18 protein-coding genes are annotated in these 16584 nt (G+C 44.0%); 12 read left to right on the top strand and 6 right to left on the bottom strand.

The annotated features are described in order from the left end of the window. Positions 1-39: 39 nt before the first annotated feature. Complete coding sequence (locus GYO_RS34200) at positions 40-924, bottom strand: YegS/Rv2252/BmrU family lipid kinase (protein ID WP_014114322.1); 885 nt, start codon at positions 922-924, stop codon at positions 40-42. 159 nt (positions 925-1083) lie between these two features. Between GYO_RS34200 and brxB the strand changes: the two genes are divergently transcribed. The 6 genes from brxB to GYO_RS34170 all read left to right on the top strand — a co-directional run bounded on the left by brxB (position 1084) and on the right by GYO_RS34170 (position 5635). After that, positions 1084-1521, top strand: coding sequence for a bacilliredoxin BrxB (gene brxB, locus GYO_RS34195; RefSeq protein ID WP_003226477.1), 438 nt, complete (start codon positions 1084-1086; stop codon positions 1519-1521). A gap of 267 nt (positions 1522-1788) precedes the next feature. Further along, complete coding sequence (artP, locus tag GYO_RS34190) at positions 1789-2556, top strand: arginine ABC transporter substrate-binding protein ArtP (RefSeq protein ID WP_014114321.1); 768 nt, start codon at positions 1789-1791, stop codon at positions 2554-2556. Between the two features lie 80 nt (positions 2557-2636). Further along, positions 2637-3296 carry an arginine ABC transporter permease ArtQ gene (artQ, locus tag GYO_RS34185; protein WP_003226481.1) on the top strand — a complete coding sequence of 220 codons (660 nt, stop codon included), beginning with the start codon at positions 2637-2639 and terminating at the stop codon, positions 3294-3296. Next, positions 3289-4011, top strand: coding sequence for an arginine ABC transporter ATP-binding protein ArtM (gene artM, locus GYO_RS34180; RefSeq protein WP_014114320.1), 723 nt, complete (start codon positions 3289-3291; stop codon positions 4009-4011). The genes artQ and artM overlap by 8 nt, the downstream gene beginning before the upstream one ends. A gap of 73 nt (positions 4012-4084) precedes the next feature. Next, on the top strand, positions 4085-5053 hold the full coding sequence (locus GYO_RS34175) for an aromatic acid exporter family protein (protein ID WP_003226485.1): 969 nt from the start codon (positions 4085-4087) through the stop codon (positions 5051-5053). Positions 5054-5104: 51 nt separating this feature from the next. Next, complete coding sequence (locus GYO_RS34170; RefSeq protein WP_014114319.1) at positions 5105-5635, top strand: L,D-transpeptidase; 531 nt, start codon at positions 5105-5107, stop codon at positions 5633-5635. A 20-nt stretch (positions 5636-5655) separates the two neighbouring features. On the opposite strand, the gene prli42 is transcribed toward GYO_RS34170, so the two are convergent. Continuing rightward, on the bottom strand, positions 5656-5748 hold the full coding sequence (prli42, locus tag GYO_RS43875; RefSeq protein ID WP_041520994.1) for a stressosome-associated protein Prli42: 93 nt from the start codon (positions 5746-5748) through the stop codon (positions 5656-5658). Positions 5749-5837: 89 nt separating this feature from the next. Here prli42 and mce point away from each other — a divergent pair, with 89 nt between their 5' ends. From mce to GYO_RS34150, 3 genes are read left to right on the top strand one after another with little or no spacing between them, the layout of a single operon-like run. After that, positions 5838-6260 carry a methylmalonyl-CoA epimerase gene (gene mce / locus GYO_RS34160; RefSeq protein WP_014114318.1) on the top strand — a complete coding sequence of 141 codons (423 nt, stop codon included), beginning with the start codon at positions 5838-5840 and terminating at the stop codon, positions 6258-6260. Further along, positions 6253-7776 (top strand): acyl-CoA carboxylase subunit beta, encoded by a 1524-nt coding sequence (locus tag GYO_RS34155; RefSeq protein ID WP_080010136.1) that lies wholly within the window; start codon positions 6253-6255, stop codon positions 7774-7776. Before mce ends, GYO_RS34155 begins: the two co-directional genes overlap by 8 nt. Before the next feature lie 17 nt (positions 7777-7793). Further along, positions 7794-8909: a tripeptidase T gene (locus GYO_RS34150; RefSeq protein ID WP_014114316.1), complete on the top strand. Its 1116-nt coding sequence runs from the start codon at positions 7794-7796 to the stop codon at positions 8907-8909. A gap of 48 nt (positions 8910-8957) precedes the next feature. On the opposite strand, the gene GYO_RS34145 is transcribed toward GYO_RS34150, so the two are convergent. From GYO_RS34145 to mifM, 3 genes are all read right to left on the bottom strand, one after another. Beyond that, positions 8958-9686: a YqjF family protein gene (locus tag GYO_RS34145; protein WP_014114315.1), complete on the bottom strand. Its 729-nt coding sequence runs from the start codon at positions 9684-9686 to the stop codon at positions 8958-8960. A gap of 162 nt (positions 9687-9848) precedes the next feature. Beyond that, complete coding sequence (locus GYO_RS34140; protein WP_014114314.1) at positions 9849-10676, bottom strand: membrane protein insertase YidC; 828 nt, start codon at positions 10674-10676, stop codon at positions 9849-9851. Positions 10677-10705: 29 nt separating this feature from the next. Next, positions 10706-10993 carry a membrane protein insertion/folding monitor MifM gene (mifM, locus tag GYO_RS34135; RefSeq protein ID WP_072182058.1) on the bottom strand — a complete coding sequence of 96 codons (288 nt, stop codon included), beginning with the start codon at positions 10991-10993 and terminating at the stop codon, positions 10706-10708. A 72-nt stretch (positions 10994-11065) separates the two neighbouring features. Here mifM and GYO_RS34130 point away from each other — a divergent pair, with 72 nt between their 5' ends. Both GYO_RS34130 and gnd read left to right on the top strand, forming a co-directional pair. Further along, a complete protein-coding gene (locus GYO_RS34130) occupies positions 11066-12310 on the top strand; it encodes a DNA polymerase IV (protein WP_014114312.1) in 1245 nt (414 codons plus the stop codon). 110 nt (positions 12311-12420) lie between these two features. Continuing rightward, complete coding sequence (gnd, locus tag GYO_RS34125) at positions 12421-13830, top strand: NADP-dependent phosphogluconate dehydrogenase (RefSeq protein WP_014114311.1); 1410 nt, start codon at positions 12421-12423, stop codon at positions 13828-13830. Positions 13831-13962: 132 nt separating this feature from the next. On the opposite strand, the gene zwf is transcribed toward gnd, so the two are convergent. Continuing rightward, positions 13963-15432, bottom strand: a complete 1470-nt coding sequence (zwf, locus tag GYO_RS34120; RefSeq protein ID WP_014114310.1) for a glucose-6-phosphate dehydrogenase — start codon at positions 15430-15432, stop codon at positions 13963-13965. Positions 15433-15656: 224 nt separating this feature from the next. Here zwf and rnz point away from each other — a divergent pair, with 224 nt between their 5' ends. Continuing rightward, on the top strand, positions 15657-16580 hold the full coding sequence (rnz, locus tag GYO_RS34115; protein WP_014114308.1) for a ribonuclease Z: 924 nt from the start codon (positions 15657-15659) through the stop codon (positions 16578-16580). Positions 16581-16584 lie beyond the last annotated feature (4 nt).

Below are 16584 nucleotides of genomic sequence, written 5' to 3'. Positions count from 1 at the left end.
GCCTCCTCTTAGAGGAGAGTCAACGGATTTACAAAATCTTTACGGGACTAGCATATCAATGTGCCGCGGCAGGACTTGAATTACCGCGGGCGTATGAGTATAGACTTCTCCATCTGTATCAGCCTTTTTGACAGTGTCTGTTTCAATTTCGATACGAGAGGCCTGGATATAGGACAGCTCTCCGGTAAAACGATCAATTGTGCCCTGTTCCATGCTCATCAGCTCCCGCAATGCGGAGAGATTGGTGCCGCGGCAAATGAGGATATCGAGTAAGCCGTCATCTATACTGGCATCCGGCAGGGGAATTCGGTTCGTTCCAATGTATTGTCCGTTCATAACTAGCAGCATAACGGCTTCTTCTTTAATTTCTTTTCCATCAATTTTTAATGTCATCGGAAACGATCCGGCAGATGAGACTGTTCGGAGTGCACTTGTAAAATAGCTGATTTTTCCCAATAATGCTTTTGAGGTTTCGTTGATTTGATTCGACGTTTCTGTAATCAGACCGATCCCCCAGAAATTTAAAAAATAACGCTCGTTCATCTGACATACGTCTACGCTTGTTTTTTTTCCTGACACAAGTGCTTCCGCCGCCTTTGCGAGATTTTGAGGGATGCCCAGCACTCTTGAAAAGTCATTGCATGTTCCGCCGGGCAAAATCCCGACCGCAGGCTTTCTTTCTAAAGCGCTGATGCCATTAATGCATTGATGGACTGTACCGTCGCCGCCGAGAATAAAGACGGTGTCGACAGAATCATCAATGGATTGGCAAAAATAATACGCATCGTCTTTTTTCTTTGTCTGTCTAATGATCACCTCATCTAAAGCTTGTGATAATACCGGTACCACAGCCCCTAACGCTTTTTCTATATTTTTGTTGCCTGCATTTCCGTTATGAATCAGTAACGCTTTCCGGTGGCTCATACAAAACTGCTCCTTTATTTTACAACTGGTTATATAATCCCCTTTTTCTGTAAGCTGTAAACGGAGACCAAAAAAGGGTACGGTCAAGCAATGTTATTTGCCGATATGGACGTTTCCTTGCTATCATAAGAACAGATGATGAAAAAGGAGAGGTCTTCATTGAACATGGACTTTAATTTATTTATGAATGATATTGTCCGCCAAGCGAGACAAGAAATTACCGCTGCCGGATACACTGAGCTGAAAACCGCTGAAGAGGTGGATGAGGCGCTTACGAAAAAAGGAACGACGTTAGTCATGGTAAACTCTGTTTGTGGATGCGCCGGAGGAATTGCAAGACCGGCTGCATACCATTCCGTTCACTATGATAAAAGACCTGATCAGCTCGTTACCGTCTTTGCCGGACAGGATAAAGAAGCGACAGCGCGAGCGCGTGACTATTTTGAAGGATATCCGCCATCTTCTCCGTCCTTTGCGATTTTGAAAGACGGAAAAATCATGAAAATGGTAGAGCGCCATGAAATTGAAGGCCATGAGCCGATGGCAGTAGTGGCAAAGCTGCAAGAAGCTTTTGAAGAATATTGTGAAGAAGTATAAGACGAAAAACCCGGGTGCCTAAGCGGCCCCGGTTTTTTTATGCATAAAATCCCAAAGAGATATGAATAAATATTAAGAGATTATTCAATCCAATTATGCAATGAATCTATTTTTATCTAGTAATATCAAAAAGAGACCGTTGGAAAAATAAGCTTGAAGATAATTTTTAAAAATAGTATTGCATAAAAATAAGAAACTGTTTAAAATACAAATTAACGAATAAATATTCAAATACACGAAAAGTAATGAATATGGGGGAAATGGATCATGAAAAAATGGCTCTTATTACTTGTAGCTGCCTGCATCATTTTTGCATTATCTGCTTGCGGCTCAAGCAATTCAGGTTCAGAAGGCGGCAAGAAAAAATTAATTATGGGTACTTCGGCGGATTACAAACCGTTTGAATATAAAGAAGGCGATAATATTGTCGGCTTTGATGTAGAGTTGGCAAAAGCGCTGGCGAAGAAGACTGGCTACGAAATTGAAGTGCAGGATATGGACTTCAACAGCTTAATTACAGCGCTGAAATCAAAACAGGTGGATCTGGTTCTGTCAGGAATGACACCGACGCCTGAGCGTAAAAAACAAGTTGATTTTTCCGATGTGTACTACACAGCGAATCATATGATTGTCAGCAAAAAAGACAGCGGCATTACATCTCTGAAAGACCTGAAAGGAAAAACAGTCGGCGTTCAGCTTGGCTCTATTCAGGAAGAGAAGGGGAAAGAGCTTTCTCCAGAATATGGTTTTAAAACAGAAGACCGCAACAGAATTTCTGATTTAGTGCAGGAAATCAAATCTGACCGCTTTGATGCCGCGATTATCGAAGACATGGTAGCAGAGGGGTATTTCAAATCAAATGACGACCTGCAAGGCTTCGTGATTCCTGATGCGAAAGCGGAGGAAGCCGGTTCAGCGATTGCTTTCAGAAAGGACAGTGAACTGACAGACAAATTCAATAAAGCGCTCAAGGAAATGGAAGATAACGGAGAGCTCGAGAAATTGAAGAAGAAATGGTTCACTGGCGAGAAGTAAAAAAAGCGGCTCAACTTTTTCGTTGAGCCTTTTTATTGAATAGGAAATCTTTTTTCCTGTAAGAAAAGGAGACAAAGACTATGAATTTGGATTTTTCAGCAACGATCCCCCAAATTCCTTTTATATTAGAAGGCTTGGCAATTACTTTGAAAATTGTTATCGTATCAGCCATTATCGGACTTATACTCGGTATTGTGCTAAGCTTATGCAAGATCAGCACATTCCGCCCACTGATCTGGATCGCTGATTTTTATACATCAGTGTTCCGCGGTACGCCTTTAGTGCTGCAGCTTATGATTGTCTATTTCGGGCTTCCGCAGCTGCTCGGCTTTCAAATTGACCAGTTTTGGGCTGCGGTTGTCGCATTGTCATTGAATTCCGCCGCTTATGTATCGGAAATTATCAGAGCCGGAATCAACGCCATTGATAAAGGGCAGAAAGAGGCGGCTGTCGCACTTGGTGTCCCGTACGGCAAAATGATGAAGGATCTGCTGTTGCCGCAGGCCTTCAAAAATATATCACCTGCAATTGTAAATGAATTAATTACGTTAACAAAAGAATCGGCGATCGTCACCGTCATCGGGCTTGGTGATGTCATGAGGCGCGCTTATCAATCTGGCGCCGCCACTTATAATTACCTTGAGCCGCTCATTATCGCCGGATTGATTTATTATGTGCTTGTCCTGATTTTAACGTTTATCGGCAAGGCTGTAGAAAGGAAGCTGAAATCCAATGATTAAGATTGAAAAGCTGTCAAAATCATTTGGGAAACACGAAGTATTAAAAAACATTTCAACAACAATCGCCGAAGGTGAAGTTGTTGCCGTAATCGGCCCTTCAGGCTCAGGCAAATCAACGTTCCTTCGCTGTTTAAACCTGTTGGAAAAGCCTAATGGCGGAACCATTACAATCAAAGACAAGGTGATCACGGAGGCGAAAACCAACACATTAAAGGTCCGGGAAAACATCGGGATGGTTTTTCAGCATTTTCATCTCTTTCCGCACAAAACGGTTCTCGAAAATATCATGTACGCGCCTATCAATGTCAAAAAAGAATCAAAACAGGCTGCACAGGAAAAAGCCGAAGAACTGCTCCGCAAAGTCGGTTTGTTTGAAAAGAGAAATGACTATCCAAACCGCTTGTCTGGCGGACAAAAACAGCGTGTCGCCATCGCCCGGGCTCTTGCAATGAATCCGGAAATCATGCTGTTTGACGAACCGACCTCTGCACTTGATCCGGAGATGGTCAAAGAAGTGCTCCAGGTTATGAAAGAACTGGTCGAAACCGGTATGACCATGGTGATTGTCACGCATGAAATGGGTTTCGCAAAAGAAGTAGCTGACCGCGTGTTATTTATGGATCAAGGAATGATTGTCGAGGACGGCAATCCGAAAGAATTTTTTCTTTCGCCAAAATCCAAAAGAGCGCAGGACTTTTTAGAGAAAATATTATAGAATATAGAAAAAAAGAAGAAGGCTGATCGCTTCTTCTTTTTTATTGAAGAAACAAATAGAAATGGAGTCCGACATGTTTAAAATTGGTTATCGCACAATAAAGACCGCGCTTGGAACAGCTTTGGCTATTTATATAAGCCAGCTTTTGCACTTGCAAAACTTCGCATCAGCAGGAATCATCACCATTTTGTGCATTCAAATCACACAAAAACGGTCGCTTCAGGCATCGTGGGCCCGCTTTGCGGCATGCTGTCTGGCAATTCTTTTTTCTTATCTTTTTTTCGAGCTGATTGGCTATCACCCGTTTGTTATCGGAGCGCTTCTCTTGATATTCATACCGATAACCGTCCTCTTAAAAATTAACGAGGGAATTGTCACCAGTTCAGTTATTATCCTTCATTTATACATGTCCGGCGGCATTACGCTTGCTTTTATTTGGAATGAAGTTCAGTTGATTACGGTTGGTATCGGTGTCGCTCTTTTGATGAACTTGTATATGCCTAGCCTTGACCGGAAGCTGATTGCCTATCGCAAAAAGATAGAGGATAACTTTGCTGTCATTTTCGCGGAAATAGAGCGGTATTTGTTAACTGGTGAGCAAGATTGGACTGGAAAAGAAATACCGGAAACACACCAGCTCATCACGGAGGCGAAAAACCTGGCATACCGAGATGTGCAAAACCACATTCTGCGCTACGAAAATCTGCATTATCATTATTTTAAAATGAGAGAAAAGCAATTTGAAATTATCGAACGCCTTCTCCCTAAAGTGACTTCTATCTCTATTACGGTAGATCAGGGAAAAATGATCGCTGAATTTATTCACGATTTGCGGGAAGCGATACACCCGGGAAATACAGCGTACAAATTTCTGAAAAGACTTGCTGATATGAGAAAAGAATTTGAGGAGATGCCGCTCCCGGCGACAAGAGAGGAATTTGAAGCAAGAGCCGCTCTCTTCCATCTTCTCGGGGAAATGGAACAATATTTAGTAATCAAAAGTTATTTTAAAGGAATAAAAGCGCAAAAATCACTCGCATGATTCGCATGAGCTCTTCCTTCATTGGTCAACCTAATGAAAAAGGAGGAGCTTATGCGTTTTTTCTTATGTTCGATTTTTATGATGATTTCTCCGATTTGGCCGCTTGGCGAAAACCCGCTGCCGGGCGATCCGTATGTCATTGTCAACAAGAGAACAAACGAACTTGCTGTCATCCTCGACAATAAAGTAGAAGGCGTGTACAGCGTGGCGACCGGAAAAACAGACGATCTGACGCCAGAAGGGGAATTTTCAGTAACGGTTAAAGCGGTGAATCCTTACTACAGAAGGAAAAATATTGAAGGGGGATCTCCTGACAATCCGCTTGGGGCAAGATGGATCGGATTTGACGCGAAAGGAACAGACGGGCGGATTTACGGAATTCATGGGACAAACAGGGAAGACTCAATAGGAAAATTTGTGTCTAACGGCTGTATACGTATGCATAACGATGAGGTCGTTCATCTATTTCAAACGATTCCAGTGGGAACGAGAGTGCTGATTACGGACGACACCCGCTCTTTTGAGGAGATTGCTATCGAGCATAAAGCTCTGATAAAAAAGCAGGATGTTCCCATTCAATAGAGCCGCCTGCTTTTTTATCGTTAGAAAAACATGACGATTCCTGAGAGCACACTTGAAAGAATAAAAACTCCCAAAATCACAATCAAAACGCTTTTCATCAATTTTTGAGACATGATTTCACTCCTTAGACAATCTGTCTATATTTTAGCGTGTTTTGAATGGACGGACAAGCGATATCTATTGGCGGAAAGCAGGGATAAAAATGAACAGGCTTGACCATATCGGGATAGCCGTTTTTTCGATAGAAGAAGCGAGAAGCTTTTATGAGGATATATTGGGGCTAGCGTTTCTTCATCAAGAAACGGTTGAAGAGCAAAAGGTGAATGTTGCTTTGTTTCAAGCAGGAAGCGTCAAGCTGGAGCTGATAGAGCCGTTGACAGCTGACAGCCCCGTCCGTTTATTTTTGGAGAAGAAAGGGCAGGGGCTGCATCATATTGCGTTTTTGTGCAACAGCCTATCTGAAAAGCTTCAAGCATTGTCTGACCGGAAAGTTCAATTGATTGACAGGTATCCGAGACAGGGAGCAAACGGGAAAAAGATTGCATTTCTTTCTCCGCGGGAAACAAACGGCGTTCTTGTAGAGCTTTGCGAACCGAAAGGAGACCAAACCAATGAACATGAATGAGCATATTGATCATTTATACACGAGACGCGGGCAGGCAGAACAAGGAGGAGGACATGAAAAGCTGGCCCAGCAGCGGCAAAAGGGAAAGCTCACCGCTCGGGAAAGGATCGCGTTTCTTCTTGATCAGGACAGCTTTATCGAGCTGCATTCTTTCATGGAAAGCCAAGTGTTAACAAGAGAACAGCGCATTTTAGGGGATGGGGTCGTGACAGGGTACGGGACAATTGACGGCCGCTCTGTATATGTATTTGCGCAAGACTTCAGTGTATTCGGCGGGGCGCTTGGCGAAACCCATGCCAAAAAAATCTGTGCTCTGATGGACCTGGCAGCAAAAAATAAGGCGCCGATTATCGGGCTGAATGACTCAGGTGGTGCGAGAATTCAAGAGGGTGTGGTATCATTAGATGGATACGGTCACATATTTTACCGAAACGTCTTATATTCCGGAGTCATTCCGCAAATATCGGTTATTTTAGGGCCGTGCGCTGGAGGCGCTGTATATTCTCCGGCACTCACAGATTTTATATTTATGGCTGAACAGACCGGCCGGATGTTTATTACCGGGCCAAAGGTGATTGAAAAAGTGACAGGAGAACAGGTTGATGCGGAGAGCTTAGGCGGAGCGGGAATACATAATGCCGTCAGCGGGAACGCCCACTTTTCTGGACATACGGAGAAGGAGGTTCTGACAGGAGTGAAAAAACTGCTGTCTTATTTGCCGCTGAATGGCCAGACAGCAGCGACGAAGCCAGAGAAAGAGGCCTCCAGGCCGTTATTAAACCATCTCGTGCCCGCTGACACGACAAAGCCGTATGATGTTCGGACGGTGATTAAGGAGCTGGCTGATCCGCAGTCTTTTTTTGAGATTCAGCCGTTTTTTGCGAAAAACATTGTCATTGGATTTGCAAGGCTGGGTGAAAAAACGATCGGCATCGTTGCGAGCCAGCCGAAGCATCTGGCAGGCAGCCTGACGATTGACGCTGCTGATAAAGCAGCAAGGTTTATCCGTTTTTGTGATGCATTTGATATACCGCTGCTAACTGTCGAGGATGTTCCGGGGTTTCTGCCGGGTGTTCAGCAGGAGCATAACGGAATTATCAGGCACGGAGCAAAATTATTGTTTGCCTATGCAGAAGCAACCGTCCCAAAAGTTACGCTCATAATCAGAAAAGCGTATGGCGGCGCCTATGTCGCTATGAACAGCAAAGCAATCGGAGCGGACCTTGTGTTTGCATGGCCAAATGCTGAAATCGCAGTGATGGGTTCAGAGGGCGCGGTATCGATTTTGTATGAAAAGGAAATAAAAGCTTCAGCCGACCCGCAAAAGACAAAACAAGAAAAAACAGCTGAATACAAAAAGCAAAACGCCGGGCCATATAAAGCAGCGGCCTGCGGAATGGTCGATGACATCATTTTGCCGGAAGAATCAAGGAAAAGACTGATTCAAGCTTTTCACATGCTTGCATATAAGACAGAAGAGAGACCGAAAAAAAAGCACGGTAACATACCGCTTTAACATGGAGGGACTTACAAATGGTGAATGAAAAACGCCTGCTGGAAGAATTTTTAGAACTTGTCCAAATTGACTCAGAAACAAAACACGAAGCAGAAATCTGCAAAGTGCTGAAACAAAAATTTTCTGATTTAGGTGTGGATGTAAAGGAAGACGATACAATGGATATCACTGGCCACGGAGCCGGAAACCTGATTTGCACATTAAAAGGAACAAAACAAACAGATACCATTTATTTTACATCTCATATGGACACAGTTGTACCCGGAAACGGCGTAAAACCGGTTGTAGAGAATGGTTATGTTAAAACAGACGGCACTACGATTTTAGGCGCTGATGATAAAGCGGGGCTGGCTGCAATGTTTGAAGCGATTAAAGTGCTGAAAGAAGAAAACATTGAACATGGCACGATTGAATTCATCATCACAGTAGGCGAGGAATCAGGACTGATCGGAGCGAAGGCGCTTGACCGTTCTATGATCACAGCATCCTACGGCTATGCCCTTGACTCAGACGGTAAAGTCGGAAATATCATTGTGGCCGCGCCGACACAAGCAAAGGTAAGAGCGGCAATTTACGGGAAAACCGCACACGCCGGGGTTGAACCAGAAAAAGGCATTTCAGCCATTACAATCGCTAGCAAAGCGATTTCGAAAATGCCATTGGGCCGAATCGATGAAGAAACAACAGCAAACATCGGCCGGTTTGAAGGCGGCACACAAACAAACATTGTATGCGACGAAGTCCATATTCTTGCTGAAGCACGCTCTTTAGTTCCTGAGAAAATGGAAGCTCAGGTTCAAAAAATGAAAGCTGCTTTTGAAGAAGCCGCTGCTGATATGGGCGGACGCGCAGAAGTCGAAATTGAAGTCATGTATCCAGGCTTCAAATATCAAGACGGCGACCAAGTTGTTGAAATCGCGAAAAAAGCGGCAGCTAAAATCGGACGTCCGAGCGAGCTGCAAACAAGCGGCGGCGGAAGCGACGCGAACGTTATTGCAGGTCATGGCATTCCGACGGTCAATCTTGCTGTCGGTTACGAGCAAATTCATACAAAGAATGAAAAAATGCCGATCGAAGAACTTGTTAAAACGGCAGAAATGGTTGTTGCCATTATTGAAGAGGCAGGAAAATAAGAAAGGAAAACCCGAGTGCGCTTGCCCGCATCGGGTTTTTTCTTGCATTCAGCGCCATTGCCTAAGCGGCCAAAATAACACGTCCTGTTTTTTAGCGTAATGAAGCAAGGGGTCTGACTCTGGCAATGGAATGTCGTGGGCTTCAGCTACCGTATTGACCGAAAACGTGGCTTCGGCATTTTGTAACAGCCAAGGATGATGATGAATGTCTTCATAATAGAGCTTGTTGCGATAAACGGTGTAGAGTCTGTATCGTTCCGTCAGCCAGTAATCGAGCGAATCCTCTTCCGCTGTAAAAGGAGCTGAAATGGGCCGGTATGCGGCGCGGAATGCTGCTTCTCTGTCGTCTCTCCGCTTGCTGACATAGTCAATGCCATCACCGTTTTTATCAGCTTTCATATCAGCGTAAAAATATGGCAAATGAAAGAACGTGCGAGCGCCCAGGACCGTCAGCTGATGATCAGCATCTAAGCTGAAAAAATAAATGCCGGGCTTGCCTTTATAAGTGACATAGGTGCGGAGGTTAAGCTCAGGAAACGCACGTGCACCGGGAATGGCAGGAAGAAAACGCGCCCTCAGGTTTGTGAGCATAAAGGGAAGCATGCTGATCCAAGCTTGCCCGTTATATGTATCTAATTCTAAAACCGGCGGTACCAAAGCGCGAAGGGTAGAAACATCAACAGGCCAGTGGGCAAATAAGACATCATTCCAGGTTTGTCTCATGATCCAAATGCCTTCAGGCACAGAAATATTTTTTTGCTGAAAGCGTTCCGTCACGTATATCCTCCTTTCAGGGATGTGAGTAAAGGTATTCCCGATTTCCTTCATTTTAAACGGATACGGCTGTTTTTTAGGGTGGCCATTTTCGCCTCAGCCATAACAGAAAAGGGTGCGACGAAACAAAAAAACAACCCCGGCTTTTCGCTCGGGGTTGTTTCATTATTTCACCGGCTCAGTAAGAGCGGTGGCTTTTTTACTTTTATAGTGCGTCATCTGAAGGACGATGTTTTGCACTGTCAGGAATAGCCCGCTTGTGAACCAGTACAGCGGAAGAGCTGCCGGAACATTAAGCGAGAAAATCGTCATCATCACAGGGAAGATGAACACCATCAGTTTTGCAGATTGCTGCGCCGCCGGGTTTTGCGGGACAGCGGAATATTTCGCGCTCAGTTTTTGAGCGACATAGGCTTGGATAAAGTACATAGCTCCCGCACTAAGAGACACGAGAATGTCAGATTGTCCTAAACTGAACCATAAAAACGAGTGTGACGCAATTTCAGGTGTAGAGCGAATCGCGTAATAAAACCCAATCACAATAGGAAACTGAATCAGCATTGGGAGGCATCCCATGGCAAGCGGATTGATATTGTGCTCTTGATATAGCTTCATCATTTCCGTTTGCAGTTCTTTTTGCTTTTCCGGGTCCTTCGTCTTTTTCAATTTGGCCTGAATGCTGTCAACCTGAGGTTTAATAACTGCCATTTTCTCTTGGAATATGCGCTGTTTTTTAAATTGATTGACAAACAAAGGCAGTACAACGACACGCACAATAATGGTTACGAGAATAATAGACAGTCCGTATTCTCCGTGAAACAGCCCGGCAACACCCTTAAGCAGAGCGGAAAACGGTTCGATTAAATAGTCGTGGAAAAAACCGACGTTGCTGAGGCCTCCCACCTGATTAGTCGCCGCGAAAGCAGCATTGCCCGAGCATAATACGATCAAAAAGATACCGATAGCCAAAAGTTTTTGATATGTTTTTAACAATTTGTTCTCCTCCTTTTTATAAATGCGGTTTATAAAAGAAGAGAACTGGCGTCTTCATCATCGTTCACAGGCGAATTCATGCGGAAGACTTTACGTATCCAAGTTGTAATGCGATGATATATAATAATAAGAAAGTCTGTTCGGTTAATGTGAAAGACCGTCTGATGTTCATCTGTTCGTTTTGATTTCCAGTGCTCGCCGGCACGGCACTCTCGTAAGAGGAATGCAATCCCGATTGCCGTCAGAGCCGGAAGAATAATTGTGAAAAAATCGACTAAGAATAAAACGTCATTTATCGATTCCACAAACATTGTAATCACATCCATTCAATACCTTCATTTTACTATATGTACAAGCCATTGTCTAATGAACGAAAAGGAGATTTGTTTATGCAGGGAAAGAGCCGAATTATTTTCCATATTGATATGAACAGTTTCTATGCATCGGTGGAAATGGCATATGATCCGGCTCTCCGGGGAAAGCCGGTCGCAGTTGCCGGAAACGTAAAGGAGCGAAAGGGCATTGTGGTGACATGCAGCTACGAAGCAAGGGCGCGCGGCGTCAAAACAACAATGCCGGTTTGGCAAGCGAAGCGCCATTGTCCAGAGCTCATCATTCTTCCGCCGAACTTTGACCGCTATAGAAGCTCTTCAAGAGCGATGTTTAACATTCTCCGCGAATATACTGACCTGGTGGAGCCTGTCTCCATCGACGAAGGCTATATGGACATGACCGATACACCATACAGCAGCCGCGCTCTGGAGACGGCAAAAGAAATTCAAAGCAGGCTGCAAAAAGAGCTGCTGCTTCCGTCAAGCATAGGGATCGCGCCGAATAAATTTCTCGCAAAGATGGCGTCTGATATGAAAAAACCGCTTGGCATTACGATTTTAAGAAAGAGACAAGTGCCCGACATCCTTTGGCCGCTTCCTGTTGGAGAGATGCACGGAGTTGGCAATAAGACAGCGGAAAAACTGAAAGGACTCGGCATTCATACAATCGGAGAGCTAGCTGCAGCTAATGAACACTCGCTGAAGCGCCTGCTTGGCATCAACGGTCCGCGCCTTAAAAATAAAGCAAACGGCATTCACCATGCGCCGGTTGACCCGGAGCGCATTTACGAATTTAAAAGCGTCGGCAACTCATCGACACTTTCACATGATTCCAGTGATGAAGAGGAGCTGTTAGGCGTTTTCAGAAAACTTGCCGCTTCCGTGAGTGACCGTTTACAGCGCAAGGAAGTCATGGCTTCGAAGCTTTTTATTATGATTAGATATGCAGATTGGAAAACCATCACCAGAAGCATCACGCTGAAAAATCCGATCGATCAAAAAAATGAAATTATGAAAGAAGCGGAGCACCTCTTTTTTAAACATTGGAATAAAAATCCTGTCAGGCTGCTTGGCATTACCGGAACGGATTTAGTAGAAAAAGAACAGGCCTATAAGCAGCTTGATTTGTTCAGCTTTAATGAAGATGCGAAGGATGAGCCCATTCAGCAGATGATGGAAAAGCTGAATGAAAAGTACGGATCCAAGCTGATCAGAAAAGGGGCAAGGGTAAAAAAAGAGGAGAGCAAAACGAAGGGAACAAGCTTTAATAAAGATTTTTTTCAGGATGAAAAGAAAAGTTGAATAGCTTGAAAAAAAGGGTGAAAGTATGGTAATTTCTTTATTATAAATATCATTTTATTTTAATTTAAATTTTAAAATGATTAAAACGTTTGCAGAAGGGACGTTAGAATATGTCAAAACAACAAATCGGCGTTATCGGACTTGCGGTCATGGGTAAAAATCTGGCTTTAAATATCGAAAGCCGGGGATTTTCTGTTTCTGTTTACAACAGATCAAGCAGTAAAACTGAGGAGTTTTTGCAGGAGGCAAAAGGAAAAAATGTTGTTGGCACATACAGCATTGAAGAGTTTGTCCAATCCTTGGAAACACCGCGTAAAATCTTATTAATGGTTAAAGCGGGAACTGCAACAGATGCGACAATTCAATCTCTTCTTCCTCATCTTGAGAAGGATGATATTTTAATTGACGGCGGAAATACATACTATAAAGATACACAGCGCCGTAACAAAGAGCTCGCTGAAAGTGGCATTCATTTTATCGGAACAGGCGTTTCCGGCGGAGAAGAAGGAGCGCTTAAAGGGCCTTCTATCATGCCTGGCGGACAAAAAGAAGCGCATGAGCTTGTGAAGCCGATTCTTGAAGCGATTTCTGCAAAAGTTGACGGAGAACCTTGTACGACATATATCGGTCCCGACGGTGCCGGCCATTACGTAAAAATGGTGCATAACGGTATTGAATACGGAGATATGCAGCTGATTTCTGAATCTTATTTCATTCTGAAACAGGTGCTCGGTCTTTCAGCAGATGAGCTTCACGAAGTTTTCGCTGAATGGAATAAAGGTGAGCTTGACAGCTACTTGATTGAGATTACAGCTGACATCTTTACGAAAAAAGACGAAGAAACAGGCAAACCGCTTGTTGATGTGATTCTTGATAAAGCAGGCCAAAAAGGAACAGGAAAATGGACAAGCCAAAGCGCACTTGACTTAGGTGTTCCGCTTCCGATTATTACTGAGTCTGTATTCGCGCGCTTTATCTCAGCTATGAAGGAAGAGCGTGTGAAAGCTAGCGGCCTTCTTGCAGGACCAGATGTGAAGCCAGTTACAGAAAATAAAGAAGAGCTGATTGAAGCAGTCAGAAAAGCGCTGTTCATGAGTAAAATCTGTTCTTACGCGCAAGGATTTGCCCAAATGAAAGCTGCTTCTGAAGAATATAACTGGGATCTGAAATATGGCGAAATCGCTATGATCTTCCGCGGCGGCTGCATCATCCGCGCAGCGTTCCTTCAGAAGATCAAAGAAGCTTACGATCGGGAACCTGAGCTTGATAACCTTCTTCTTGACAGCTACTTCAAAAATATTGTAGAAAGCTACCAAGGAGCGCTTCGCCAAGTGATTTCACTTGCAGTTGCCCAAGGTGTGCCAGTGCCCTCATTCTCAAGCGCATTAGCTTACTATGACAGCTATCGCACAGCTGTCCTGCCTGCAAACTTAATCCAAGCGCAGCGTGACTACTTTGGCGCCCATACTTATGAGCGTACAGATAAAGAAGGTATCTTCCATACTGAATGGATGAAGTAATCAATAGAAACCCCCGAAGCCTTAGGGCTTTGGGGGTTTTTTATTGAATGCTAGAATGTCTTAAGGGATAAGGCAGTCTTGACAGCCGAAAAAAAGCCGAAAATGCTCACAAGCATTTTCGGCTTTTTCGTATTATATATTCCACCAGTGCAAGCCGTCTTTCGCCAAAAGATCATCTGATTCTTTCGGTCCCATAGAGCCTGACTCGTAGTTAGGAGACAAGGTTTTGTTTGCTGCCCATGTTTCAGAAATGGAATCGACAAAGCTCCAAGAAAGGGCAACTTCATCCCAGTGTGCAAAGTTTGTTGCGTCGCCAAGAAGACAGTCATGAATTAATTTTTCATACGCTTCAGGGGTGTTCAACTCGTCATTGCAATTGCTGCAGTAATCAAGTTTGATAGGCTGCGCGTGTGCTGCCCCGCCAAGCTTTTTAGCGTTTAAGTAGAGCGTAATGCCTTCGTCAGGCTGAATATGGATGACAAGCAAGTTTGGATTCATGTTGTTTTCGTTGCCGTAGTACAGGTTCATCGGAATGTCCTTAAATTGAACGACGATTTTTGTGGACTTTTCTTTCATTCGTTTTCCGGTGCGGATATAGAATGGAACACCAGCCCATCTGAAGTTGTCGATCAAGAGCTTGCCTGCAACAAAGGTTTCTGTATTTGAGTCAGGAGCGACATTATCTTCATCCGTATAAGCAGGAACCGGCACACCGTCAATTTCACCGGCTTGATACTGTCCGCGCACAAAATACTCATCCACTTCGTCTTTTGCAATAGGGCGCAGTGCTCTCAGAACCTTTACTTTTTCGCTTCTGATTTCTTCTGTGTTCAATTTGATCGGCGGCTCCATTGCAAGAAGGGCAACCATCTGCATAATGTGGTTTTGTACCATGTCGCGCAGGGCGCCTGATTTTTCGTAATATCTTGCACGGTCTTCGACGCCAAGTGATTCGCTAGATGTGATTTGAATGTTTGAGATGTAGCGGTTTGTCCAAAGCGGTTCGAAAATCGCATTGGCAAATCGAATCACTTCAATGTTCTGAACCATTTGTTTGCCTAGATAATGGTCGATTCTGTAAATTTGATCTTCCGTAAATGCTTCGCGGATTTCTTTGTTTAGTGCCTGTGCACTTGGCAGATCATGGCCGAACGGCTTTTCAATGACAAGACGGGACCAGCCTGTTGTTGCTGTAACACCTTCTGATTTTAATGTTTTTGCAATTGTCCCGAAGAATTCAGGAGCCATTGCCAAGTAGAACATTCTGTTGTTCGGAATTTGATATGTATCTTCCAACTGGTTAAGCAATACGTTAAGCTCTTGATAGGAGCCAGGGTTTGTCACGTCAAACGGGTGATAGTAAAAATGAGACGTGAAATCATCTATATGTTTATCTGCAGATGAGGAAATGGATGTTTTAACAGTTTGGCGAAGATCCTCATTGGACCAAGGTCTTCTTCCCACTCCTACAACTGCAAACTCTTCTCCGATTTGTCCGTTTTGATATAAACGGTGAATAGACGGATACAGTTTTCGTTTAGCTAAATCTCCAGTTGCACCGAATATGACAATTACTGCTTTTGGTTGTTGGTTTGTTTTCACTAAAAGTACCTCACTTTATTCGAAGCTTTATTTTAGTACACCCCGTATATTTCCTTCATTTTAAATCTAAAATTCAACGAAAGCAAACATTTAAGCCCTTTTTTTGCAGAATGCCGTAAAAATGTTTCTAGAACGAAAGGATTGTTCCTTTCAGAGGCAAGATTCACATTTTGCGCCTGATCCTGTATTCTTGTAGGTAACTAGTTCTAGTAGGAGGAAGAAACGTGGAATTACTTTTTTTAGGGACGGGAGCCGGTATTCCCGCTAAGACGAGAAACGTAACGTCGGTGGCATTAAAATTGCTTGAAGAAAGGCGTTCAGTATGGCTGTTTGACTGCGGGGAAGCCACGCAGCATCAAATTTTACATACAACGATTAAACCTCGTAAAATAGAAAAAATCTTCATTACCCACATGCACGGCGATCATGTATACGGGCTTCCGGGGCTTCTGGGGAGCCGTTCCTTTCAAGGGGGAGAGGACGAGCTGACGGTGTACGGACCTAAAGGGATCAAGGCGTTTATTGAAACAAGCCTTGCTGTCACGAAAACCCATTTGACATATCCGCTTGTGATCAAGGAAATCGAAGAAGGAATCGTGTTTGAAGACGATCAGTTTATTGTCACGGCAGTATCTGTTATTCATGGAGTAGAGGCTTTCGGGTACCGTGTGCAGGAAAAAGATGTACCAGGTTCCTTAAAGGCGGATGTATTAAAAGAAATGAATATCCCGCCTGGACCTGTGTATCAAAGAATCAAAAAAGGGGAAACGGTAACGCTTGAAGACGGACGCATCATCAATGGGAATGATTTTCTGGAGCCTCCTAAAAAGGGAAGAGCTGTTGTGCTTTCCGGAGATACGAGAGTAAGTGACAAGCTAAAAGAGCTTGCAAAGGATTGTGATGTGCTTGTTCATGAAGCGACCTTTGCTAAGGAAGATCGGAAACTTGCTTACGATTATTTTCACAGTACAACGGAACAAGCAGCTGTAACAGCGAAAGAAGCCGGTGCGAAGAAGCTCATTTTAACCCATATCAGCGCAAGATATCAGGGAGATGCCTCTCTGGAGCTTCAAAAAGAAGCGGCTGACGTTTTCCCAAACAGCGTGGCAGCGTATGATTTCTTAGAGGTAAACGTTCCGCGGGGCTGAAGGA

This window comes from Bacillus spizizenii TU-B-10, assembly GCF_000227465.1.
Classification (GTDB): Bacteria; Bacillota; Bacilli; order Bacillales; family Bacillaceae; genus Bacillus; species Bacillus spizizenii.
Note: the sequence above shows the minus strand (reverse complement) of the source record. Positions and strands in the feature narration are given on the sequence as shown.

Excerpts from the sequence above, each read along its gene's own strand:
- artQ (WP_003226481.1), top strand. The coding sequence starts at position 2,637 with ATGAATTTGGATTTTTCAGCAACGATCCCCCAAATTCCTTTTATATTA.
- artP (WP_014114321.1), top strand. The coding sequence starts at position 1,789 with ATGAAAAAATGGCTCTTATTACTTGTAGCTGCCTGCATCATTTTTGCA.
- GYO_RS34155 (WP_080010136.1), top strand. The coding sequence starts at position 6,253 with ATGAATGAGCATATTGATCATTTATACACGAGACGCGGGCAGGCAGAA.
- GYO_RS34170 (WP_014114319.1), top strand. The coding sequence starts at position 5,105 with ATGCGTTTTTTCTTATGTTCGATTTTTATGATGATTTCTCCGATTTGG.
- gnd (WP_014114311.1), top strand. The coding sequence starts at position 12,421 with ATGTCAAAACAACAAATCGGCGTTATCGGACTTGCGGTCATGGGTAAA.
- mce (WP_014114318.1), top strand. The coding sequence starts at position 5,838 with ATGAACAGGCTTGACCATATCGGGATAGCCGTTTTTTCGATAGAAGAA.
- GYO_RS34130 (WP_014114312.1), top strand. The coding sequence starts at position 11,066 with ATGCAGGGAAAGAGCCGAATTATTTTCCATATTGATATGAACAGTTTC.
- GYO_RS34150 (WP_014114316.1), top strand. The coding sequence starts at position 7,794 with ATGGTGAATGAAAAACGCCTGCTGGAAGAATTTTTAGAACTTGTCCAA.
- GYO_RS34175 (WP_003226485.1), top strand. The coding sequence starts at position 4,085 with ATGTTTAAAATTGGTTATCGCACAATAAAGACCGCGCTTGGAACAGCT.
- GYO_RS34200 (WP_014114322.1), bottom strand. The coding sequence starts at position 924 with ATGAGCCACCGGAAAGCGTTACTGATTCATAACGGAAATGCAGGCAAC.
- artM (WP_014114320.1), top strand. The coding sequence starts at position 3,289 with ATGATTAAGATTGAAAAGCTGTCAAAATCATTTGGGAAACACGAAGTA.
- prli42 (WP_041520994.1), bottom strand. The coding sequence starts at position 5,748 with ATGTCTCAAAAATTGATGAAAAGCGTTTTGATTGTGATTTTGGGAGTT.